Below are 23,646 nucleotides of genomic sequence, written 5' to 3' on the forward strand. Positions count from 1 at the left end.
CTCGGCTCCGCCCGCCGAGCGGGCCGCCCCCCGCAGCAGCACCACGGCCTGCCGCACCTCCGGCCGGTCGAAGAACCGCTCGGCGCCGCGGAGCAGGTACGGCACGCCGGCCTCGCCGAACGCCTGCTCGTACGCCCCGGACTGGGCGTTGATCCGGAACAGCACGGCGATCTCCCTGGCCGGGACGCCGTCGGCCATGAGCTTCTTCACCGTGAGCGCGACTCCGAGCGCCTCGGCCTCCTCGTCGTCGTACTCCGTGAGAACCGGCTCGGGGCCGTCCGGACGCTGCGCGAGCAACTCCAGCCGGTGGGGCGAACGCGCCATCACCCGGTTGGCCAACGTGACCACCTGCGGGGTCGAGCGGTAGTCGCGCACCAGTCTGATCACACTCGCCGACGGATGCTCGACGGCGAAGCCGGTCAGATATTGCGGGGTCGCCCCGGTGAAGGAGTAGATCGTCTGGTTGGGATCGCCCACCACGCACAGGTCGTCGCGCCCGCCGAGCCAGGTGTCGAGCAGCAGCTTCTGCAGGGGGTTGACGTCCTGGAACTCGTCGACGACGAAGTAGCGGTACTGCTGCCGGATCTGTGCGGCCACCTCGCGATGCTCAGTAATCACCGCGGCGGTCAACTCCAGGATGGTCTCGAAGTCGATGAGGTTGCGCCGTCGGCGCAGGTCCTCGTAACCCTCGTAGAGCCGGGCCACCTCCTCGGGAGCGATCGGCGGGGTCCGCCGGGCCTTGGCGGCCGCCGTCGGGTAGTCCTCCGGACCGATCTGGGTGACCTTGGCCCACTCGATCTCGGCGGCGACGTCCCTGAGCTCTCCCCTGTCGGCGTTACGCCGCAGATCGCGCGACGCCTCGATGAGCAGCGGCAGTTTGGACTCGATCACCTGCGGCGGATCTCCGCCGATCACGCGCGGCCAGAAGTAGCTGAGCTGGCGCAGGGCCGCCGCGTGGAACGTGCGGGCCTGGACGCCCGGTGCGCCCAGGACGCGCAGCCGCTGCTTGAGCTCGCCCGCCGCGCGGGTGGTGAACGTGACGGCGAGCACGCTGTGCGGCTCGATCACCCCGCTGTGCACCGCGTACGCGATGCGGTGGGTGATGGCGCGCGTCTTGCCGGTGCCCGCGCCCGCGAGCACGCACACGGGGCCGCGGACCGCCTCGGCCACTGCGCGCTGCTCGGGATCCAGCCCCTCGAGGACGTCCACGTGGCGCTCCCAACATGCGGTGCGGAGGATGTACTGGCATCATCCTTCCAGCAGCCTCCGACATGTGTCCCACCGATCCGGCGGTGGGGGCCGGTCGGCGGCGCGACGTACACGCGCGACAGCGGGGAGGGACCAGGCCGTGCGGAAAGCGGCGAGAGCTGCGTTGACTCGCGTTTTCACGGCCGGTGGCGCGTTCGCGCTCACCACCGTGCTGCTCGCTCAGGGGCCCACGAACGCGAGCACGGGCGGCGCCCATGCGGGCGATCCCACGCCCGCCCCGACGCCGAGCCCGGCTCCCACCGCCACGGCCACGGCCACGGCCACGGCCACCGCCACGCCGGATCCCGCGGTCTCGCCCGCTCCTTCCCCCAGCGCCCCCGCCCACGCCGCCGTGCCCGTCGGCACCAGAGTGCGGACTTTCTCGTACGGCCAGCACCCGCGGCAGCGGATGGACGTCTGGTGGAACTCCACCGGCCCCAGACGGCCGGCTGTGTTCATCATCCACGGCGGCTGGTGGTCGAGCGGTGACAAGAGGTCGCTGACCTCGATCAGCCAGAGCTACGTACGGCTCGGCTACACGGTGGTCAACATGAACTACCGACTGTCCGGCGACGCGCCCTGGCCCGCCCAACGGACCGACGCCCTCAGCGTGATCAGGACGGTGCGGCGGCACGCCGCCCTGTTCAACACCGACCCCGATCGCTACGTCCTGGTCGGCTTCTCCGCCGGCGGCCACATCGCCACCGCGCTCGGCACGTACGGCGACGGTCTGCCCGGCCTGCGCGGCGTCGTCGGGATCTCCCCGGTCGTGTCGCCGCTCGTGTCCTACGAGGACGGCTCGGACCCGCTCGCGGACACCGCGGTGCGCAAACTGCGCAGGTCGGCCCTCCTGCTCGCCGGCGGGTGCACGCCCGGCAGGTGCTCCCGGGCGTGGTCGAGCATGGAGGTGGCGTTCCACGCTTCGCCCGGTGACGCGCCTGTGCTCACGTTCCACTCCGACGACGAGTTCGTCCCGCCGTACCAGAGCGAGATCCTCAGACAGGAGCTCCTGGCGGTCGGGGTCCCGATGACGATCATGACGATGCCCGGCACGCGGCACAGCTCGGCCCTCTACCGGGAACCCGGCGTCGCCGAGACCGTCCAGGCCTGGATCGCCTCCCGCCTCAACCGTTAGATCCCGCCCCAGTGATCACCTGTCTGTGAGATCACGGACCGGGGGGCTGGGGCGGGAACAGGAGGGGGCTGCGGCGTGTTCCAATGACTGCTCAGAACACCCCACGGCGGTGTGGTATCGAGAGAAAGGGACGAACGTGGCGCTCACGGTCTACACGACAAGCTGGTGCGGCCCCTGCAAGCGGCTCAAGAGCCAGCTCACGCGGGAGGGCATCGCGTACGACGAAGTCGACATCGAACGTCACCCGGAGGCCGCGGAGTTCGTGATGAGCGTGAACAACGGCAACCAGGTCGTCCCCACCGTCGTCACCGACTGCCACACGATGACCAACCCCTCGGTCGCCGAGGTGAAACGACACCTCGCCGGCGCCTGCTGACCGCCGAAAACTCCCCGGCCGTGACTCTCAGCGCCAGTCGCCGGTCCTCGAGACGGGCCCGCCGTACCAGGCCTCGATGAGCCTGCACGCTATCGAGACCGGGCCCGGCAGGCCCAACTCGCCCGCCTCGACCAGTGCGGTCAGCTCGGCCCTCGACAGCCAGTGCGCCTCGGCGATCTCCTCCCGGTCCAGTCGCAGTTCGGTCGTGACCGCGCGGGCGAAGAACCCGAGCATGAGGCTACGGGGGAACGGCCAGGGCTGGCTGCCCAGGTAGCGCGGCGCGGTGACGGTCACCCCGACCTCCTCCACGACCTCACGGATCACCGCGTGCTCCAGCGACTCCCCCGGCTCGACGAAGCCTGCCAGCACCGACATGCGGCCCTCCGGCCAGCCCTGACCGCGCGCCAGCAGCACCCGGTCGTCGTCATCGTGCACCAGCATGATCACCGCGGGGTCCACCCTCGGGAAGTGCTGGCTGCCGTCACGCGGACAGACCCGCATGTGCCCGGCCGCCACGACATCCGTACGGCTCCCGCAGCGCGGGCAGAACTCGTGGGTCGCGTGCCACGCCTCGAGGGCCACGGCATTCACCAGCAGCCCCGCGTCGCGGTCGTCGAGCAGTCCGGCCGCCTCACGCAGGGCCACCGTGTCCCCCGGCGGGAGCGGGGACCGCACGGCGAAGTACGCGACGCCGTCATCATCCACGCCGAGCAGATATCTCGCCTCCTGGGCGGCCTCGGGCGCTTCGAGGGGGGACGTCAACGTCAGAGCGGCGCCGTCGGTGAACCTGCGGACCGACGTGCTGCCCTCGTGGACGATCAGGACCCGGGTCTTCTCGGCGGCCCAGGCTCGCTCCAGCCAATCCCCGTCATTACGCAGGAGCGCCGAACGGTCGATCGTGCCACGAGCCAGAAGCAGCGGTCCGAGGGGCCCATCCGAGATTTCCACGGCGTCATCCTTCCATGAGTGCCCGCGAGAACAACCGACCCCCCTGCGGCGATTCCCCGCGCGGAGTGATCTGACAGCGGCTACGATGACGCGAGTTAGGTAAGGCTTACCTACTGCGGATCTCGGAGGTCGCGTGCGCCTGTACCTCACCACCCTCAACCCGACCGACTCCGTGATCGACGGCTTCCTTCCCGCCGCGGCGGCCCTGGGCTGGGATGTGACCATCCTGACCGACCAACCCGATGGTTACCCGGATCATGAGGTCATCGCGACCGACGTGTGCGACCCCCGGGCCCTGATCGACACCATCGCCGCGCACCACCGTCCGGACGTCGTGTTCTCCAACTCCGACCACCTGCAGGCCGAGACCGCCCTGGCCGCCGAGTACTTCGATCTGCCGCACAAGGACTGGCGTGCCTGCGCCACCGCCAAGAACAAGGCACTCATGCGCCGTCGCCTCCGCCTCGCCGCCGTGGAGCCGGTCCGCTCCGTACGGCTCCCGCCCGGCATGGCCGCCATGCCGGAGGCGGTGCCGTACCCGGTGGTGGTCAAGCCCGCCATGGGCGTGGCCAGCGAGGACGTCGTGCTGGCCGCAGGCCCGGCGGAACTCGCCGTCGCCGTGCGCGAGATCAGGAAACGGCGGCCGGACGACGTGCTGGTGGCCGAGGAGTACCTGGAAGGGCCGCTCCACACGCTGGAGACGCTGGGCGACGGCCGGACCACGGCGGTCATCGGGGGGTTCCGCACCACGCTCGGGCCGCTCCCCCACTTCGTCGAGGAACGCCTGGACTGGCATCCCGATCCCCCGACGGGTCACCGGCGCCACGTGACCGCCGCGCTCGCCGCCCTCGGGGCCGGTCTGGGCGCCTGCCACACCGAGTACGTCATCACCCGGGACGGCCCGCGCATCATCGAGGTCAACTACCGGCTGATCGGCGACAACTGCGACTTTCTGCTGGCCGACCTGGTCGGCGTGCCGCTGCACGAGTGGATCCTGCGCGTCCACGCCGGAGAGCCGCTCCCGGACCCGTTTCCCGGCGTCTTTCCCGGCGTCTTTCCCGGCGTCGCGGAGCCGTACGGCCCGGGCCGCCACAGCGTGGATCTACATGGTGCGGTGGTCAGCGTCGTCGCCGACCGGCCAGGCGTGATCACCGCCGCCCCGCCCGCCCTGGTCCCTTCCCAGGCCCCGCCGCTTCCCCAGGACCGCTCGACACCGCGAAACGGCGTGCGCCTGTGGCATCGTCCGCTGCGCGCGGTCGGCGATCGGATCGACCCGACCAACACCAACCGCGACTACCTGGGTCTGATCCGCGCGATCGGCTCGGACCGGGCCGGCATCGACTCCGCGATCGACGCCTTCCGCGCCGCCCACCCCTGGGTGATCGCATGACGCGTGTCTCCGGCCGGGAACGCCACCTGGCGGCGCGCGTGCTCAATGCCCTGATCAGGGAGGACTACGGCGGGATCACCGCCCGGCTCACCCGGGACAGGAAGGGGGTCACGCTGCGTCTCGCCTCGGGCCGGCGGGTGCGCCTGGCCGCCGACTCACCGTTCCAGGACTTCGCCGTCCCCGTGCCACCGCTCGGGGCTGAGAAGACGGAGAAAGCGGGGAAGACGGAGAAGAACGCCGAAGGAGGGCCGAGCCTGGCGGAGGTGCTGCGAACGCTGGAGGCCGTCGCCGAACCGGCCGACGCCGCCGGTGTCGCCGCCTTCACCAGGGAGTGCCGCGAGACGCTGACCGCGCTGGAGCTGCACCACCGCCACCGCGGCCGGGTGCTCAGCCGCCTGCGCTCGGAGAGCACCGGCCGCGGGCTGATCTTCTACGAGGCGCTGGCCGCGGGGGTGGATCACCCGGTCTATCCCACCGCCCGCTGCCGCCTCGGTCTGTCCCCCGACGACCTGGTCGGCCACGCCCCCGAGTTCGTCCCGGCGTTCCGGCTGGCCTGGGCGGCGGTGCCGTACGGACATGTCACGGCGACCGTCGATCCGGGCGACTTCCCGTGGTGGCCGCTCCCCGAGCACGTCGGACTCCCCCGGGCGATGTCCCGGACCCACCTGCTCTTCCCCGTTCACCCGCTCACCGTGCCCGCACTGGCCGACGCCCCCTTTGCCGACGCCCCCTTTGCGGACGCACCCGTCATCGCGGCGCCCGAGCCGTACCTGACGGTCCGGCCGACGCTGTCGATGCGTACGGTCGAGGTCGGCGAGCGGATCCACCTCAAGCTGCCGCTCCCGACGAGCACACTGGGCCTGCGCAACCGCCGATCGATCAAACCGGGCACACTGCGCGACGGCGCCCTCGCCGAGTCGCTGCTGCGGGAGGTGCTCGCCCGTGAGCCGCTGATGCGGGTGTCGCTCACGGACGAGCAGGCGTACGGCCATGCCGGGCACGAATACCTCGGCTGGCTGGTCCGGGGCCTGCCCGAGGGTGAGATCGTGCCGGTGGCGGCGCTGCTCGCCGCGCTTCCCGAACTTCCCGGCCTCGACTCCGGCGAGGGGCGCCGACCCCGGATGGTGTTGCACGACCTCGCCGACTGGTTCCACGGTGGTGACCTCACGGCGCTGCTGCGCGACTACCTGGCCGCGCTCTTCGACTGGAACGTCACCCTGTTCGTCCGGTACGGCATCGCGCTGGAGGCGCATCAGCAGAACCTGGCGCTGCTGTTCCGCGATGGATCGATGCGACTGCTGATAAAGGACAACGACGGGCTGCTGGCCTCCCCCGATCTTCTGCGGGCGGCGGGAATCGAGGTGCCGGATTTCGGCGACGACCGCATGCTGACGCGTGACCCGCACGCCCTGGCCGACGTGTTCGTGACCATCACCCTTCACCTGGCCGCGATGGCCGTGGTCCACGGAGCGCTCGCCGACGTCGCCACCGCCGGCGGTCTGGTCCGGGAGGCGCTGTCGGCGGCCCTCGACCGGTGCGGCGACGTCCCGATGGCCGCGCTGCTGCGGGCCAGGACGATCGACGCCGCGCGGCTCGTCGGGAAGTCGATGCTCGTCGCCGGGACGCTCGTCGCGAAGGAGCGAACGGGTGCGCGCGACATCAACAAGTTCTACGGCACGACCGGCCCCAACTATCTCCGCCCACGACCGAACCGCGCCGCCGTCGGCATCGCACCGCCCCGTGAAGCCGACCGCCGGGCACCCGAAAGGCTTTCATGAACAGCCTGCTGCTCGACCCGCATTCCGCCCTGGCCGAGGAGGTCACGCTCGGCGCCCTGCTGCGCTGCTGCATACGTGAACTGTGCGGGTCTCGGGTGCGGACCGCCGGGCCGTACCTGCTGGCGAGCATCGGGGGGACCCGCGTTCGCGTGCCTGCCCGTGGTGGGATCGCTCTGCACTTCTGTGATCGCGCTCAGCGGCTGGCCGGCGGAGTGTGGGAGCCGCTGACCTCGGACATGCTGATCAAACTTGTCGAACGGGAGCTCGCGGGAGATCTCGACGGTGGCTTCAACGGGGAGTTCGCGGCGCAGGTCGCAGCCAGCCGGGACGCCGTCACGACGCTCCTGGCGGCCCGCGAGCTCGCCACCCCCCCGGCGGACCCATGGCTCGCCTCCGAGCAGGCCCTCGTGGCCGGACACCCGTTCCATCCCTCGCCGAAGACGCGAACCGGCACGGGATGGGAGCGGTACGCGCCGGAGGCGCACGCGCACTTCCCGCTCCGGCTGCTCGGCGTCCGCGCCGACCTCGTGACGGGCGAGGGCGACACGTCGGCACTCGACACGATCGCAGCCGCTCCGCCGGGATACGTGCCGCTGCCCGCGCATCCGTGGCAGCTCGAACTGCTCGCGGCCGACCTGCGCGCCCCGCTCGCCGACGGGCGGCTCGTCGATCTCGGGTACGGCTCCCGCCCGGTCTTCCCCACCTCGTCGGTCCGGACCGTGTACGACCCGGTCTCGGCGGTCTGTCTCAAATTCAGCCTGGACGTACGGATCACCAACTGCGTGCGGAAGAACGCCTGGTACGAACTGGTCGGATCGGTCGAGCTCACCCGGCGACTCGGGCCGATCTTCGACCGGCTGGCCGAGCGGTTCCCGGGCACCCGATGGCTGCCCGAGCCCGGATATCGGTCGGCGGATCTCGGCACCCGGCTTCTCGAAGGCCTGGGGGTGATCGTGCGGTCCGGCCCCTGGTCCGGGTGCGGGCCCGGCGTCACCCCGGTCCTCGCCGCCGCGCTGGCCACCTCTCCATACGTCTTGGCCACCTCTCCATACGTCTTGGCCACCTCGCCGTACGGCATGGCGGAAGTGCGGGGCACGGGGGTTCCGGAGGTCGTCGAGGCACGCCGGCGGGCCGAACCGATCACCTGGTGGCGGGCCTACGTCGAGCGCGTTGCCGTACCGTCGCTCGACGCCTTCGTCCACCACGGCGTCGTGCTCGAACCGCACCTGCAGAACGTGCTGGTCGGGGTCAGTCCGGATGGCCTGCCCGTCGAGGCGATATTCCGTGATCTGGAGGGGGCCAAGCTGGTCGAGGGCCGCCACGACCTGTCGGGTCTGCCGGAGCGGGTCGCCGAGGCGATGACATACGCGCCCGACCACGGCTGGAACCGGGTCGCGTACTGCCTGATGGTCAACCATCTGGCCGAAATCGCCGCCACCGTCGCGGAAGTGGCCGACCAGGCTCGGGAGCGTCACGTCCTGAGTGAACTCTGGGTGGCGGCCAGGGAGGTGCTGTCTCGCTACGCCGAAGAACAGGGATGGCCGGCCCCGCTCAGGGCGTTGCTCTCCGGCGCGACATTGCCCGCCAAGGCCAACCTCGGCGTGCGGTGGCGACGGCATGCCGACCGCGCCGCCGGATACGTCCCCGTCGCCAACCCACTCGTGTCAATCGGCCCTGGCCACTGACCAGGGGTTGCACCCCAAGGGGGAGTCCTGCTCCCAGGGGTGGGGTTCTCTCCACCCGAGGCGCCGGTTTCCTCCACCGCGACCGGTCGTACGCGTTCCCGTCTCCCCGCCCCCCTTCATTCCAGTGCTGTTACGTTCTGTGGCCCCAAAACAACGATGCGTACCATCGGACGTCAGGAGCCCAGAGAGGATGGCGACGAGATGGCGCTCACGATGCCGACGAAGCACGGCAGGCACCAGCAGAACATGCGCATCCACGCAGCACCACCCCCCGCACCCGCCCACGTCCCCGAGCCAGGGCCGGAGCCGGTCGACGAGAAGGACGTCGTCCAGCGGCTCTGCCTGGAGCTCAATGAGGCCGGCTACACGGCCGAGATCTCACGGGGCCAGGTCGTCGTGAGCCCGAGGACACGCAGGGAGAGTTCCAACATCGTCGACCGGCTCTCCGACATCCTGTACCCGCTCAAGCTGGCCAACGGCTGGCGCTTCCACCAGACCTGGGGAGTGCATATCCCGCCCTTCCCCGACTTCCGGCTTCCCGACCTGATGGTCGCCCCGGACGATGCCGAACAGTTCGACGACATGAGCGTCAAGGGACACAGCGCGCTGCTGGTCGCGGAGGTGTGCTCGCCGGGCACCCGTTCCGTGGACTGGGAGGAGAAGCCGCTCGACTACGCCCGGGCCGGCGTCCCGCTCTACCTGATCGTGGATCCGCTCGCGGAGACGCGGACCGTCGTGCTGCTGAGCGATCCGCTGCCGGATCTCACCCCCGATGACGATCGGGATCCGTACCGGCAGATCTTGATGGTCGAGGAGGGCGAGCTCGTCGAGCTGCCGGAGCCGTTCGGGATCAAGCTGGACACCGGGACGCTCTTCGGCTGACCGGTCAGTCCACCTCGGGCACCCGCCGGATCAGGGCCGCCAGGCCGTCCGCGTCGAGCAGGTCCACGGGACGGGTCGTCTCGTTCGACCGGACATAGTGGAAAGCCGCGCCGACCTTCTCCAGCGGCGCCCCCGCCAGCGCGGCCCAGGCCATGCGGTACGCCGCGAGCTGCACCGAGGCGTTCTCGGCCGCCCTGCCCTGCGGACGCTCACCGGTCTTCCAGTCGACCACCACGAACCCGTCCCCCTCCCGGAAGACCGCGTCCATCCGACCGCGCAGCAGCCGGTCGGCGATCATCGTCTCGAACGGCACCTCCAGGTCGAGCGGCTCACGCCCGGCCCACTCGCTCTCCTCGAACCGCTCCTGCAGCTCGGTGAGCTGGATGTCGGCATCGGACAGCTCGTCCGCAGCGCCGGGCAGATCGAAGTCGTCGATGAGGCGCTGCTGACCCCAGCGCGTTTCCAGCCAGCGATGAAACGTCGTGCCCCGCCGGGCCAGCGGCGCCGGTTTGCGCGGCACCGGCCGGCGCACCTGGCGGGCGAACGCCGCGGGATCGGCGGCCAGTGTCACCAGCGACGACACCGTCAGCCTGGCCGGCAGCTCGACGACCATCCCGGTCCGCCGCCGGTTCGTCTCGCGCTCTCTCAGCAGCAACTCGGTGTCCCGCGCCCAGGACCGCATCCGCTCCCGATCGCGCTCCCTGAGACCCCGGGCCCGCAGGTCCGCCGCCTCGTCCGTCGCCGGTTCCCGGGCCGGCACCTCCTCCGCCAGCGCTTCTTCAACCAGCGCTTCTTCAACCAGGCGGGCGCCGTCGTCGACGCCGTCGGCCACGGAGATGACGGGCCACTCCTTACGTGGCGGCTCGGCTAGCAGCGGGTTCTGCTCGTCTTCGTCGTCACCGCTGTCGTGCCAGAGATCGATCCGGGCGCCCGCTCGGCGGATCTCCATCAGGAAATCGGACGGCTCCAGCGGCTTGGACGAGGTCCCCCACCGATAACCGGACGCCACCAGCAGGTAGTGCGCCCTCGTCACCGCCACGTAGGCGAGCCGCCGCTCCTCCATCAGATCACGCTCGCGGCACCGCTGGTCGAAGTCGGCCAGGACGTCCTTCTCCAAGCCGGCCAGCGCCGGCAGATCCGCCCGATCGCCACGCAGTGGGTAGGGCAGCTTGCGCGGGTTCTTGGTCCATCTCGAATTGGTCACGGGTGTGGCCGGGAAGACGCTTCCTCTGGCGATCTCCCCCTTCTGGGTCCTGACCTGCGACAGCCCGGGCACGATGACGACCGGCCACTCCAGGCCCTTCGACGCGTGGACGGTCATCAACTTGACGCTGTTGGTGTCGCCCACGCGCCCGGCTTCCAACCCGAACTCCTCGGCCTCCGCCGCCTTCAGGTAGGCGAGGAAGGCGCCGAGGGTCGGATCCTCCGCATCGCCCGCGAACCGGGCGGCCGCGTCGAGGAACGCGTCCAGGTCGGCACGGGCGGCGAGCGGGCCGCCGACTGCGCCGCCCCGCGCCGCGACCTCCACGTCGAGGCCCAGCCGCCGTTCCACCTCGGAGATCAGTTCGGGCAGCGGCTGCCCGGCGTGCGCGCGCAGCAGCCGGAGTTCGAGAGCGAGCCGCGGCAGCCGCTCCCGCGCGGCCGGTGAGAACCCCTCCAGCCACTCGGGCCGCCGGTCGAACAGCTCGGGTAGCTCGTCGAGGGCGTCGATCAGGCTGCCGCGCTCTTCGGCCAGGTCGAGGACGACCTGCTCCAGCGGGTCTTCGGCCCGCTTCCCGCTCCGCATCTCCCGGTTGAGCTCTCGGGCGAGGTCACCCAGCACCTTGAGGTCGGCCGGGCCGATCCGCCAGCGAGGGCCGGCGAGCAGCCGTACCAGCGCGTCACCGGCCGTTGGGTCGTACAGCGTCCGCAGGGTCGCCACGATGTCGGCGACCTCGGGCACCGTGAGCAGACCGCCGAGGCCCACCACCTCGACCGGGATGCCCTGCGCCGCCAGGGCCCGGCGCAGCGCCGGAAACTGCGATCGTTTGCGGGCGAGGATCGCGACGTCTTTCGGCTGCACGGCCTCACCGCGCGAATCACGCTCTCCGCGACCCCGCTCCCCATCAGTCCAGGGCAGGCCGTCCGGCGCGCCCTCCCAGCGGAGCAGCGTGGCCACGCGTTCGGCGATCCAGCCGGCCTCGTCCTCGGCCGTCTCGTGGAAGGCGCACACCACCCGGCCGCGGCCGACCCGGTTGTCACCCGGGACCAGCACCGGCACCTGACGCGCTTCGGCGCGCAGCGGACGCTGGATCTCGGCGGCGACGCCGAGCACGTGCTCGCCGTTGCGGAAGCTCATGGAGAGCTGCCGCACGGGCGCGGGATCCCTGGCGGCGGTCGGGAAGTCCCGGGGGAACCGCGACAGATTGCCGGCTGAGGCGCCGCGCCAGCCGTAGATCGACTGGCAGGGGTCGCCGACGGCGGTTACCGGGTGGCCCCCGTGATACAGCGCGCGGAGCAGTACGAGCTGGGCGTGGCTGGTGTCCTGGTACTCGTCGAGCAGCACGACCGCGAAGCGCGTCCGCTCGGACATCCCCACCTCGGGGTGGCGGGTGGCGATCCGCGCCGCCAGGGCCATCTGGTCGCCGTAGTCGATGACCTCGCGGCTCCGCTTCAGCCGTTCGTACGCCTCGACCATCGGCAGCAACTGCTCGCGGATGTCCTGGGTCTCCGCGGGCGTCCGCTGGTCCTTGATGATCCGCCCGGACAGGCCCGCCAGCCGCTCCCGCAGCCACCCGCCGACCTCGCGCACGTCGTCGGCGCCGCACAGGTGCTCGGCCATCTCACCGGCCAGGTCCAGGACCGCCTTGGTGACGCTCACCGGCCCGAGATCGACCTTGTCCATCGGGCCTTCGTACTGCCCGACGACCCGGGCCGCCAGCTGCCAGGCCACGGCCGGGGTGACCAGGCGCATCGTCGGCTCCAGCCCTTCGCGGAGCGCGTGATCGGCGACCAGCCGGGCGGCGTAGGCATGGTAGGTCGAGACCGTCGGCTCCGAGTCGAGCAGCTCCGGTTCGACCAGCCCGGCCTCCACCAGTCCGGTCAGGCGTCTGCGCACCCGCTCGGCGAGCTCGGCCGCGGCCTTGCGGGTGAAGGTGAGTCCCAGGATCTGCTCGGGCCTCGCCAGACCATTCGCGACCAGCCAGACGACGCGTCCGGCCATGGTCTCGCTCTTGCCTGACCCCGCCCCCGCCACGACGACGGCGGGTTCGAGCGGGGCCTCGATGACGGCCGCCTGCTCGGGGGTGGGCGGCATGATGCCCAGTCGGCGGGCGAGCTCGCCGGGGTCGAGTGCCGGGTTCCCCACTGCCTCGGTCAGCACACCTGGCCTCCGTTGTCGTTGACCGGACAGGAGATCTTCGCCGCACACGTGCGGCAGCCGTCGTTGACCTGGGCGACGAAGCGCGTCCGCGTCATCCCGGTCGCGACGTCCTCGACCAGATCCCTGGCCCAGTTGTGCTCGGGATCGCCATCGAGCGGCGGCTGCACCTGCTCGACCGCCGCGTCCGCCTTGCCCGCGGCCTTCCCCACATGTAGGAGCGAGGCGCCCCCCACTCCCCTGAGCCGCTCGAACGCGCCGAGCATCGCGGCGAGTTGGTACACCCCGAGCTGCGGATGCCGGTCGATCTCCTCGCTCCTGGGCTTGCTGCCGCCGGTCTTGATGTCGACGATCACCGCGCGGCCCTCGCGGTCGCGCTCCAACCGGTCGACCCGGCCGGTGATCTGCACGCCGTCTCTCACCATGACGGAGAACGCCTCCTCCGTCTCGACCAGCTCGCGCTCGTTGCCCTTGTGCCACCGGGCGAACCGGTCGATCATCTGCTCGGCGACCCTGCGCTGCTTGCGGTTGAACCACACCCCGCCGAAGTCGAGGTTGTCCCAGACGTCGTTCAGCCGCTCGATCAGGTCAACGCCGTCCTTGGTGCCCAGTACGGCTATCGCGTGGATGACCGTGCCGAGGTGCTGGCTGGTGCCCGACTCGCTCGCGCCGACCGCTCGCTCCAGCACCCAGCGCAGCCCGCATTCCGTGAACGTCTCGACGGCCGAAGGTGAGATCTGGACGATGCCGCCCGGCCAGTCGAGCGGCCGGTCGTCGGAGAGCTCCGTCTTCGCGTACCACTCGCTCGGCGCGGCTCCGGACACCCCTGCGCGGGCCAGCCTGGCGAGGTGGGCCGCCGCCTCGCGGCGCAGCGACTCCGGCTGCTCAGGGTCGCAGACCACCGAGCGCAGGTCCGCCACAAGGGCGGGCATGCTGAGCCAGCGCGCCCGGTCGTCCGTGGTGGCCTTCTCGACGCCGTCGGGCAGCAGTTCGGTGAGGAAGCGGGATGGCCGTTCCTCGGTGTCCTCACCACCCACCGCGGTGACGATGAGCCGGCTGCGTGCCCGGGTCGCCGCCACGTAGAACAGCCGCCGCTCCTCGGCGAGCAGCTTCGACGTGAGCGTGGCCGCCTCCGCCTTGGGACCGCTCGGCTCCGCACCCGCGGTCAGCTCCACGAGCGCGTCGGTGCCGAGGAGCGATCCCCGGAGGCGCAGGTCGGGCCAGATCCCCTCCTGCACCCCGGCGACCACGACGACGTCCCATTCGAGCCCCTTGGAGCGGTGCGCCGTGAGGATCCGTACGGCTTCGCCCTCCGGCGCCGACTCGGCGAGCGTGTCACCGGCGATCTCCTGGGAGGCCAGGTCGTCGAGGAACACCGCCACCCCGGCTTTGGGCAGGCGGTCGGTGAACCTGGCGGCATGGTCGAACAGCGCGACGACGGCGTCGAGGTCGCGGTCGGCCTGGGCCCCCCGGTGTCCGCCGGACAGCCCGGCCTCGGTCCACCGCTCGGCGAGGCCGCTGGCCTGCCATATCTCCCACAGCGTCTCCTCGGCGCCGCGGCCCTGCCGTACGGCTTCGCAGGCCGGCTTGAGCAGACGGGCGACCCGCTCGACCGGGGCCGCGATGTGCGGCTCCACATGAATCAGCTCGTTGGTGTCCCACAGGGCGGCGAGCAGCAGTTCGTCGGACGATCGCGGCACCCCGGGCCTGACGTCAGGCCGGGTGACCTGTACGACTCCGGCACCTGAATCGGCGTCATGAGCGGCGGCGTCCGGCTCCCTGGCGACGGCTTCGGCAGAGCCCGCGGCCTCCGGCTCCGCGGCGACGGCTTCGTTCTCGGCGATGCGCAGTGCTCTCCGCAGCCGACGGACCCCGATCATGTCCGTACCGCCCAGCGGCCCGGTCAGCAACTCCTCGGCCGTCGCGACGTCGAGCGCCTCCCGGCGGGTCTCAGCGTCGGGTGACTCCCGCCGTGCCGCGACCCTGAGCAGCGTGATGAACGGCCGGACACCGGGCTCGGCGACGATCGGCAGCTCGTCGCCCGCGACCGCCACCGGCACGCCGGCGGTCATGAGCGCACGTCGCAGCAGCGGCAGCTGCCGGGCCGTGCTGCGTACGAGCACGGCCATCCGCGACCAGGGCACCCCGTCGATCAGATGGGCCCGGCGCAGCGTGTCCGCCACCACCGCGGCCTCCTGGCTCTCGCTGTCGGCCAGCAGCACCCGCGCTTCGCCCGGCGCGACCGCCGGCGTCGGCAGCAGGTCGCGGTGGCCGCCGCCGGAGCCCGGCAGGGGGGCGGCGGGCAGCCGACGGGCGACCCGGCGGGAGGCGTCGAGCAGCACGGGGCCGCTGCGCCGGCAGACGCGCAGGGCGATGACCGGCGCGTCCCGCCCGTCCCGGGTCTGGAACCGCTGCGGGAACTCCAGGATCCCCCGCACGTCCGCGCCGCGAAAGCCGTAGATCGACTGGTCCGGGTCTCCGACCGCGATCAGGTCGCGGCCGTCACCCGCGAGTTGCGCGAGCAGGAACTCCTGCGCGGGATCGGTGTCCTGATATTCGTCCACGAGCACCACGTCATACGCGTCCCGCTCACGCTGCCGTACCTCGCCGTCAGCCAGCAGATCCCCGGCGGCCCGGATCGACTCCGCATAGTCGAGCGCGCGCACTGGGTCGACATCGAAGCGATTCTGGTAGCGGTTGAAGAACGCGCCGGCCGCCGCCCAGTCGACCCTGCCCTGTGCCTGGCCCAGGCGGACGAGTGCGTCACCGTCCAGCCCACGCTCGGCCGCCCGGGACAGGAAGTCACGCAGCTCCTCGGCGAAGCCCCGGGTCTTGAGCAGCTCGCGCATGTCGTCCGGCCAGTGTCGCGCGCCGTCCTCCAGCTCGCCCAGGAGCAGCCGCCGTACCTCGAGGAGCTGCTCCGGGCCGGTCAGCAGCCGCGGCGGCGGCTCGTCGGCCAGTACGGCCTCGCGGCGCAGCAGCGCGTAGGCGTAGCTGTGGAAGGTGAGGGCGAGCGGTGTCCTCGTGGTGCGGCGCATCCGTCCGGTGATGCGTTCGCGCAGCTCACCGGCGGCCTTCCGGCTGAAGGTGAGGACCAGGACCCGTTCCGGGTCGACGCCGCGCCGCTCGATCCGGTCGACGACGGTCTCCACTATGGTGGTGGTCTTCCCCGTGCCCGGCCCGGCCAGCACGAGCAGCGGGCCGCTTTCGTGCTCGACGACGGCGCGCTGATGCTCGTCCAGCACGGGGATGTCGCGCCGCCCCAGGCCTTCCCGGCGCACCAGGCGGTAGTTCTGACCACTCACAACTCAGCATTCCACCAGATGACGGACACAGATCGTGCCCGATCGCCCAGCCCTGTGGAAAAGAGTGGCCAGGGCCCACACGTGTGGAGCAAGTGACCGGGCCGCCCGGCACCACTCAGCCGAAAAGCGCTCCGGTGTCCACCTCGATCCCGAACGGTTCCGGCAATGTGAGCGGCTCACCGGCGCGCCATCTGGCCGCCATCCTCTCGATCTCTCCCTACTTCCGATGGTACGCATGGTTGCCTGAGCGACACGGAACGTAACAGAGATGGAATGGATGCAGCGGGCAGCCGGAACCCGCGTGGCCGGCCACAGCGGAGGAAAGCACAACCCGGATAGAGAGAACTCCACCCGGCGGAGGTAAGACGCCTCCTAGCAACCCGTTATTTCGTGGCCGGGGTCGTCGAGGCGTTCCAGGTTCTCCAGGAGGGTCTGGGCCTGCCGGGTCTCGGCGTCGTCGACGCCCAGGACCGCGATCATCTCGGGGAGTAACGCGCACAGGAGGGTGACGGCCTGCCGCCGCTCCCCCAGCTTGATCAGGAGCGCGGCGATCTCCCGGCGGAGCAGCAGGGGGAAGGGATCGGATTCACCCAGGGTCACCCGGGCATCGGCGAGCAGGGCCGTCATCCGGCTGAGCGCGGCCTCGTTGCGGCCGAGAGCCGCCATGCTCAGCGCCTGGTTGTATCGGCAGTCGAAGACCGCGTGATGCCGGACTCCGAGCATGTCGGCAAGTGTGGGAAGCACGCCCTCGAAGTCGCGCAGCGCCGCCGCGTAGTCTCGCGCTCCGAATCGCGCGTTCGCCAGATCCATCCGCAGCGCGATCAGCAGTTGGCGCTCAGCGGGCAGGGCGGCGCAGGCGGAAACGGCGTCCTTCAGCACCTCGATCGCCTGGCTGAGCCGCCCGTCGATCGCGAGGCCCTCCGCCTGCTTCTTGGCCGCGATCAGTTCGTTCCTCGACAGCCTCGATGCGGGTGGGGTCGGCTGACTTGGGATCGGTGGACCGACGAGGGCGGTCTCGGCGATACGTTCGGCCACCACGGCGTACATCCGGCCGGGGTCAGGTGCGGGCGCAGCGGTCGTCGCACCGGGTAGCGGCGGCAGCGCCGTCACGTACGGCAACAGCCGTTCGTAGACCTCCGCGGCGGACGCGGGCCGGTCGGCGGGGTTCTTGGCCAGCAGTGACAGGACGAGGTCTTCCAACCCCGTCGGAACGTCCGCCCGTAGCGACCGCAGCCGCGGGGGCGCCTCGGAGTAATGCCGGGCCAGCTCGGCCTGTGGGACCGCCGACTCGAAGACCCGCCGCCCGGCCAGCAACTCGTGCAACACGCAGCCCAGCGCGTAAAGATCGCTGCGCGCGTCCGCCTTCCCCGTGATGGCCTGCTCGGGCGCCATGTAGCAGAAGGTGCCGACCCCCTCCCCGAGGCGAGTGATCACCGTCGCCCCGGGGTCCAGGACGGCGGCGATGCCGAAGTCGAGCACCTTGACCGTGCCGTCGGCGCAGAGGATGAGGTTCACCGGCTTGAGGTCCCGGTGGATCACCGATTGGGCGTGCGCGACGGTCAGCACCGCGCACACCTGGGCGCCGATCGCCGCGGCCCAGGCCACCGGCAGGGGATCGTGCTCGTCGATCAGGTGATCGATGCGATATCCGTCGACCAGCTCCATCACCAGGAACAGCGACGTCTCGTGGGTGCCGACGTCGTAGACGATCGGCACCCCCGGATGCCGGAGCTTGGCGGTGACCCGGGCCTCCCGGCGGAACCGCTGCTCGGCCTCGTCCAGCTCTTCCTGGAGTGGGAACTTCTCCGCGCGAATGAACTTGACAGCCACATGCCGGTCCAGCGACTGGTCGAAGCCCTTCCAGACCTCGCCGTAGCCGCCCTCGCCCAAGCGTGAGACCAGCTGGTACCGTTCCCCGACGACCGTGCCCGCATCCATGATCACGCTTATATCACTGGCGTATCACTCAAGGTCGTTGCTTTCGCGGATCATTCGGTACACCTGCTTGCGGCCCAGGTCGGTGATCCTCGACCGGAACAGCGAGTCGTCGAAGAAGCGCTGCACCAGGTTGGTGTTTCCGGTGTGGCGGTCGACGACGACCTTCTCCAGGTGGTCGGCGAAGACCTCGCCGAAGTTCGCCTCGTCGTTGACGAGCGCGGCCACCTTCAGCGACTCGTTGCCGACGGCCTCCTGGAACTGCTGCTCCACCCAGATCTGATCGGCATCGGAGAGGCCCAGGCCGTACTTGTCGTTGACGGCGGCGATCAGCGCGTGCAGCGACGTCATCTCCGGCTCGGCCGCGGCCGAACTCTCCCCGGACGGCGCGGGCAGCGTCACCTCCCCGCCGGGCACGGGCGTCAGGCTGACGTCGTGCTCGCCGGTCTTGCTGATGCGCAGGTGGGTGAGATCGACCTCGCCGATGTCCACCGCGGGGTCCTCGCGGCGCGGCAGGCGGTTCAGCAGGAACCTGCCGAAGAGATACAGCCGCTCCAGGTCGTCATCGGTGTACGGCACGACCTGCGACAGGAACCCGTACAGCCGCACGAAGCCCCGCAGGTCGGCACGGAACTGCTCGGCCGAGTCGTCGCCGGTCTCCGCGTCCTGCCGCTGCCGCTCCTCGAACCGGCGTACGGCCGGCTCGGTGAAGCGGTAGAGAGCGGCATGGGCCTTCTCCCAGTCGCGCTGCGTCGCCGACACCCGCTCGGCCTGCAGGTACGCCTCGGCCAGCGCCTGCATCTCCGACACCACGAGCAGGGCATGCCCATGTACGCCTGCCGCCCGGCGATAGAGCAGGTTGGGGTCGATCTCCTCGGCCGCCGTGCCCTCGTAGAACGGCTGGAACTCGGCCTGGATGTCCTCGGCCTTGTTGGCGAAGTCCAGCACGAAGATGTCGCCCTGCGACTTCAGCCGGTGGGTCCGGTTCAGCCGGGACAGCGTCTGCACCGCCGCCACACTGGCCAGCTTCTTGTCCACGTACATCGTGGTCAGCAGCGGCTGGTCGAAGCCCGTCTGGTATTTGTCCGCGACCACGAGGATCCGATATTCGGGCTTGTCGGCCGCCGGCGGTGAGGTGTCGTCGGCCCGGCAGTAGGCGAACCGGTCCGGCAGCTCCTTCTCGCCGAATCCGTTCAGCCCGGCCTCGGTGTACTCGTGCTCGACCCCGTTCTCGTCCGTCACCGTCAGCTTCTGTGAGAACGCGATCAGCGTGCCGCAGTTGGGGTAGCCGTTCACCTCGACGTAGTCACGGATCGCCTGGCCGAGCCGCAGAGCGTGCTCGCGCGAGCGGGTGACCACCATCGCCTTGGACCGGCCGCCCATCTGCGGCGCGGTGTGCCGGCGGAAGTGCTCGACGATGATCTGTGCCCGCTGCTGCATGCTGGTCGGGTGCAACTCGGCGAACCTGGCCAGCATCGCCTGTCCCTTACGCCGCTCCACCTGCCGGTCGTCCGGCTCCTGGCTCATCAACCGCCACAGCGTCTGGTAGGTGATGTAGTTCTTCAGCACGTCGAGGATGAAGCCCTCCTCGATCGCCTGCCGCATCGAGTAGATGTGGAACGGCCGCGGCCTGCCGTCCGGGCCCGGCGTGCCGAACAGTGTGAGCGTCTTGGGCTTCGGCGTCGCGGTGAACGCGAAGTACGACAGGGTGTCATGCCTGCCCCGGGCCAGCGCGCTCGCGGTCAGCAGGTTGCCGTCCTCATCGATCTCGTCGCTGCCGAGCCGCCGCAGCACCCGCTTGAGCGCCGCCGCGCCCTCGCCGGACTGCGAGGAGTGCGCCTCGTCCACGATCACCGCGAACCGCTTCCCGCGCAGGCCCTCCACGCGCTGCAGGATGTACGGAAACTTCTGCAGCGTGGTGATGATGACCCGTGCGGTCTCGCCCTGCAGCGCCTCGGCGAGCTGCGCGGAGTCCTGGTCGATGCGTTGTACGACGCCCGGCGTGTGCTCGAACTGGTAGATCGTCTCCTGCAGCTGCCGGTCCAGGACGACACGGTCGGTGATCACGATGACCTTGTCGAACACCGGATGGTTCGGCTGATAGCCCATCTCCAACGCCTCCGGAGCGATCTCGGCCAGGCTGTGGGAGGTGTGCAGGTTGGACAGCGAGTGGGCGAGCCAGGCGATGGTGTTGGATTTGCCCGACCCGGCCGAGTGCTCGATCAGGTAGTTGTGGCCCGAGCCGTACCGGCGGGCGTGCGTGGTCAGCTCGCGCACCGCGTGCCACTGGTGGTAGCGCGGGAAGATCAGCGGCAGCTTGTGCGCCTTCCCGGGCTGCGGCCTGCGCCCCCGGCCCTTCTTCACGTCCTCGTCTTCCACGTGCAGGAACCGCTTGAGCAGGTCAAGCCAGGTGTGCGACGCCCAGATCCGCTCCCACAGGTACGCCGTCTGGTAGGTGCCTGTCGCGCTGGTTTGGGGATTGCCCGCGCCGCCCTTGTTGCCCGGGCCGCCCGTCCCCTGGTTGAACGGAAGGAACCGCGTCTGCTCGCGGGCCAGCCGCGTGGTGAGGAACACCAGCTTCGGGTCGACCGCGAAGTGAACCAGCGTCCTTTTCGCGAACACCAGCTCCTTGGGGTCGCGCGCCTTGTACTGCTCCTTGGCGTCCTCGACCGTCTGCCCGGTGAGGTCGTTCTTCAGCTCGGCGGTGGCGACGGGGATGCCGTTGACGAACAGCGCCAGATCGACCGAGTCGTTGCCCGTGGCCGCGTAGCGGAACTGCCGCACCACGCTCAGGATGTTCTTCTCGTACGGCTCCAGCGCGTCGGCGGCGATCGTGTGGGCCGGCCGGAAGTAGGCGATCCGGAACGTGATGCCCCGGTCCTTGACGCCGTGCCGGAGGACCTCGAGCGCCCCGTCGGCGTCGATCGTCTTGGCCACGACCTCCGCCAGCCGCCGCGCTGCCCCCGCCTCATCCCCAGCCTGCAGGGTGACCAGGCGAGTCCATTGCTTGGGCTGGGTCGCCTGGACGAAGTGCAGCAACTCGGTTGGGTTCAGACCGAGCGCATGGTCGAACAGCTCGTTCGAGCCCCTACCCCACCCCCGCTTGAGCAGAGCCGACTCGATGGCGTCCTCAAAAACCTTCTCATGATGCACCGGGGCCATGCTCGCGTTCCCTTCGCCGGGGTCTCCATCATGGGGTGGCGGGACTTGCAAGGGCGGATACACATGGTGTCACTGGACGACACCGTCATATCGCCATGCGAAAGAACCCTTCAGCGGAAATGAGACCTGATCGACTCGTGAACATAGTACACAACTACATAGCCGAGCCCAACCGATCATCAGCCATGCTCCATGGCGGGACCGTAGAAATGCCACCGATGCCGGCGACGGTCTCATGGTGGGCTCTCAACCCACTCGACAGCACCGCCACCTCGACGTCCCTGTTCCACGGCCTTGAGAGAAGCTCTGTATGGATAGCGCCGCCATCTGCGTCCGACAGAGACGCTGGCAGGCAAACAGATGCCTGTGTATGCACACAGAGGCCTGTGTCCCAGACAGAGGCCGCAAAGGCGCCATGACGGTCGGGGCGGCTGGACAAGACCGGCCAGGAGAACGGATTCGTCTTGTGGCGTGTCTCTAGGGAATGGATGATCGGCTGGGCGGCCAGGCGGGCGTGAGCTCGATGAACTGCTTTGGGCACGGCGACGCCGAGGCGGCCACCCGCTGATGCGGCCCCTTGGTAGTGCTCCACAACGGCGCCAGTCGCTGCGCTCTCTGTGTCTATGTGGACCCTTGTGTCTCGGGGTTCAGGCGGCACCGTGGGCGATCTCGAACCACACGACCCCTGCTGCTTCGTCATCCAGGTGAGATCCCCAGGCGGTAGCCATGAGATCAAGCATCCACAGTCCCCGCCCACCGTCGCTGTCGTCGTGCACCTGACGCACCACGGGAGTACTGGTTGCCGATCCTTCATCGATCACTTCGACGTGCACCCTCCCGCACCCGGCAGCCAGATACACGGTGACCAGCCCGTCCGGTGCGATTCCGGAATCGGTATGCACGATCGCATTAGTGACCAGTTCGCTCAGCCGGCAATCCCAAAAGAATGTCGGCTGGTCGCAGGAGCAGTTGGCCGACAGGATCAGGTTCAGCCCAAGCCTGGTCGGCTTCATCGAGAGAGCCCAGCGACCCCCAAGCAGGGACTTTGTCGAGCGCTGCGACGAAGCCCTGGGAGCCAACGGCGAGCTACTGCGCCTTTGGCCTCTCATCAGCCGCGAGGCGAGCCCCAGATGGTTCCGCGAATGGCTGGACATCGAACAGGAGGCCCACACCCTTCGAACGTGGCAGCCGCTCCTCGTCCCCGGCCTGCTACAAACCGAGGAGTACGCCCGCGCGGTGCTGCGAGGCGAGCCAGGTGTCACGGACGAACAGGCAGAGAAGGCCGTACAGGCGCGACTTGAGCGTCAGATCATCCTTTCCCGCTCGAATCCCCCGATGTTCTGGGTAGTACTCGATGAAGGCGTATTGCATCGCCCTATCGGAGGCCGGGACGTGATGCGCCGGCAACTCGAACGCTTGTCCGAGATGGCCGAGAGTCCCCGCATAGCTGTCCAAGTGGTCCCCTTGGCCTTGGGAGCCACCACGGGACTCCTCGGCGGCTTCGTCATCGCGCAGCTTTCCGGAAGTCCGGATACCGTGTATCTCGAATCCGCCGGAGATGGCCAGGTGACCGACCGGTCGGAAAATGTCGAGGCCCTCCATGTGCGATACGACGCCATACGAGCCGAGGCACACCCCCAGCATGTGTCTATCGAGCTGATCAGAAAGGCAGCAAAGACGTGGACCTGAACGAGGAATTGAGGACCGCCGATTGGCGCAAGGCCAGCAAGAGCGGATCCAACGGAGGAGACTGCATTGAGGTCGCCCCTCTGTCCGGGGGACGTGTAGCGATTCGTGACACCGAACGCCCAGGTCAGGTGCCTTTCGTGGTGACCGCGAGCGTTTGGGACGCATTCCTGGACGGAGCCAAGCGCGGCGAGTTCGATTTTTAGTCGGACTACAACGCACAGAAAAGTCCCCCGGTAATCACTGGGGGCATTTTCATCACACCGGCGTGTGTGTCGTACGTCGAACTTCCACTACTCATGGTGCCCTGTCCGATCCCGCCTTAACGTCGAAGCCAGGACCGATGTGATGCAAGCGTCGGAAGGCACGGCTGCAATAGGGCGTGCTCTTAGCGGCTCTCAGAACGCGCGGGAGGTACTTTGCAGAGCCTCGATCTCCTCGACTTCGCCTGGTGGGAGATTACGGAAAAGTGTCAGCTCGCCTGTAATCATTGCTACGCCTCGTCCGGCCCCGATGGCAGCCACGGGACGATGACCGTCGCCGACTGGCAGCGCGTCATCTCACAGACTCGTGAGGCTGGCGCGAAAATGGGGCAGTTCATCGGAGGTGAGCCGACGCTGCACCCAGCGATGCCCCAGCTCGTCCGACACGCGCTCGACGCCGGAATGGAGGTCGAGATCTACACCAACCTCGTCCACGTGACACCGGCCATGTGGGAGACGTTCCGCCTGCCAGGAGTCCGGCTCGCGACCTCCTAC

At 69.7% G+C, this 23,646-nt stretch carries 16 protein-coding genes; 9 read left to right on the forward strand and 7 right to left on the reverse strand.

Annotated elements, in window-relative coordinates:
• Positions 1-1,209: ATP-dependent helicase (locus Mth01_RS27320; RefSeq protein ID WP_204018840.1), on the reverse strand; the 1,209-nt coding region annotated here is incomplete at its 3' end.
• A gap of 163 nt (positions 1,210-1,372) precedes the next feature.
• On the opposite strand from Mth01_RS27320, the gene Mth01_RS27325 reads away from it, so the two are divergent.
• Both Mth01_RS27325 and Mth01_RS27330 read left to right on the forward strand, forming a co-directional pair.
• Complete coding sequence (locus tag Mth01_RS27325; RefSeq protein ID WP_239090047.1) at positions 1,373-2,383, forward strand: alpha/beta hydrolase; 1,011 nt, start codon at positions 1,373-1,375, stop codon at positions 2,381-2,383.
• A gap of 136 nt (positions 2,384-2,519) precedes the next feature.
• Positions 2,520-2,759, forward strand: a complete 240-nt coding sequence (locus tag Mth01_RS27330) for a mycoredoxin (RefSeq protein WP_055480719.1) — start codon at positions 2,520-2,522, stop codon at positions 2,757-2,759.
• 27 nt (positions 2,760-2,786) lie between these two features.
• On the opposite strand, the gene nudC is transcribed toward Mth01_RS27330, so the two are convergent.
• Positions 2,787-3,707, reverse strand: a complete 921-nt coding sequence (gene nudC / locus Mth01_RS27335; protein ID WP_239090048.1) for an NAD(+) diphosphatase — start codon at positions 3,705-3,707, stop codon at positions 2,787-2,789.
• Positions 3,708-3,840: 133 nt separating this feature from the next.
• Between nudC and Mth01_RS27340 the strand changes: the two genes are divergently transcribed.
• From Mth01_RS27340 to Mth01_RS27355, 4 genes are all read left to right on the forward strand, one after another.
• Entirely contained in the window at positions 3,841-5,097 is a 1,257-nt protein-coding gene (locus Mth01_RS27340) for an ATP-grasp domain-containing protein (RefSeq protein WP_204018843.1), read from the forward strand.
• Positions 5,094-6,875, forward strand: a complete 1,782-nt coding sequence (locus tag Mth01_RS27345) for an IucA/IucC family protein (RefSeq protein ID WP_204018844.1) — start codon at positions 5,094-5,096, stop codon at positions 6,873-6,875. Before Mth01_RS27340 ends, Mth01_RS27345 begins: the two co-directional genes overlap by 4 nt.
• The gene (locus Mth01_RS27350) at positions 6,872-8,560 is read left to right on the forward strand and encodes an IucA/IucC family protein (protein WP_204018845.1); all 1,689 of its coding nucleotides are present in this window, start codon (positions 6,872-6,874) and stop codon (positions 8,558-8,560) included. The genes Mth01_RS27345 and Mth01_RS27350 overlap by 4 nt, the downstream gene beginning before the upstream one ends.
• A 201-nt stretch (positions 8,561-8,761) precedes the next feature.
• Complete coding sequence (locus tag Mth01_RS27355; RefSeq protein WP_204018846.1) at positions 8,762-9,442, forward strand: Uma2 family endonuclease; 681 nt, start codon at positions 8,762-8,764, stop codon at positions 9,440-9,442.
• Positions 9,443-9,446: 4 nt separating this feature from the next.
• On the opposite strand, the gene Mth01_RS27360 is transcribed toward Mth01_RS27355, so the two are convergent.
• The 5 genes from Mth01_RS27360 to Mth01_RS27380 form a co-directional block, all read right to left on the reverse strand.
• Entirely contained in the window at positions 9,447-12,737 is a 3,291-nt protein-coding gene (locus Mth01_RS27360; protein ID WP_204018853.1) for an ATP-dependent helicase, read from the reverse strand.
• Positions 12,738-12,796: 59 nt separating this feature from the next.
• Positions 12,797-16,105 carry an ATP-dependent helicase gene (locus Mth01_RS27365; RefSeq protein WP_239090049.1) on the reverse strand — a complete coding sequence of 1,103 codons (3,309 nt, stop codon included), beginning with the start codon at positions 16,103-16,105 and terminating at the stop codon, positions 12,797-12,799.
• Positions 16,106-16,477: 372 nt separating this feature from the next.
• Positions 16,478-18,043 (reverse strand): serine/threonine-protein kinase, encoded by a 1,566-nt coding sequence (locus tag Mth01_RS27370; protein WP_204018847.1) that lies wholly within the window; start codon positions 18,041-18,043, stop codon positions 16,478-16,480.
• A 24-nt stretch (positions 18,044-18,067) separates the two neighbouring features.
• Positions 18,068-21,202: a type I restriction endonuclease subunit R gene (locus tag Mth01_RS27375; protein ID WP_204018848.1), complete on the reverse strand. Its 3,135-nt coding sequence runs from the start codon at positions 21,200-21,202 to the stop codon at positions 18,068-18,070.
• A gap of 647 nt (positions 21,203-21,849) precedes the next feature.
• Positions 21,850-22,104, reverse strand: coding sequence for an ATP-binding protein (locus Mth01_RS27380; RefSeq protein WP_204018849.1), 255 nt, complete (start codon positions 22,102-22,104; stop codon positions 21,850-21,852).
• A gap of 10 nt (positions 22,105-22,114) precedes the next feature.
• Here Mth01_RS27380 and Mth01_RS27385 point away from each other — a divergent pair, with 10 nt between their 5' ends.
• The 3 genes from Mth01_RS27385 to Mth01_RS27395 all read left to right on the forward strand — a co-directional run.
• Positions 22,115-22,891 (forward strand): helix-turn-helix domain-containing protein, encoded by a 777-nt coding sequence (locus Mth01_RS27385; RefSeq protein WP_204018850.1) that lies wholly within the window; start codon positions 22,115-22,117, stop codon positions 22,889-22,891.
• Entirely contained in the window at positions 22,882-23,094 is a 213-nt protein-coding gene (locus Mth01_RS27390; RefSeq protein ID WP_204018851.1) for a DUF397 domain-containing protein, read from the forward strand. The genes Mth01_RS27385 and Mth01_RS27390 overlap by 10 nt, the downstream gene beginning before the upstream one ends.
• Before the next feature lie 213 nt (positions 23,095-23,307).
• A partial coding sequence (locus tag Mth01_RS27395) for a radical SAM protein (protein ID WP_204018852.1) occupies positions 23,308-23,646 on the forward strand: 339 nt, incomplete at its 3' end.

The organism is Sphaerimonospora thailandensis (genome assembly GCF_016863115.1).
In the GTDB taxonomy this organism is placed as follows: Bacteria; Actinomycetota; Actinomycetes; order Streptosporangiales; family Streptosporangiaceae; genus Sphaerimonospora; species Sphaerimonospora cavernae.

What these genes read in the sequence shown, in the direction of transcription:
- Mth01_RS27355 (WP_204018846.1), top strand. Translation starts at nt 8,762, where the DNA reads ATGGCGCTCACGATGCCGACGAAGCACGGCAGGCACCAGCAGAACATG.
- Mth01_RS27350 (WP_204018845.1), top strand. Translation starts at nt 6,872, where the DNA reads ATGAACAGCCTGCTGCTCGACCCGCATTCCGCCCTGGCCGAGGAGGTC.
- Mth01_RS27360 (WP_204018853.1), bottom strand. Translation starts at nt 12,737, where the DNA reads ATGCCGCCCACCCCCGAGCAGGCGGCCGTCATCGAGGCCCCGCTCGAA.
- Mth01_RS27375 (WP_204018848.1), bottom strand. Translation starts at nt 21,202, where the DNA reads ATGGCCCCGGTGCATCATGAGAAGGTTTTTGAGGACGCCATCGAGTCG.
- Mth01_RS27370 (WP_204018847.1), bottom strand. Translation starts at nt 18,043, where the DNA reads ATGGATGCGGGCACGGTCGTCGGGGAACGGTACCAGCTGGTCTCACGC.
- Mth01_RS27345 (WP_204018844.1), top strand. Translation starts at nt 5,094, where the DNA reads ATGACGCGTGTCTCCGGCCGGGAACGCCACCTGGCGGCGCGCGTGCTC.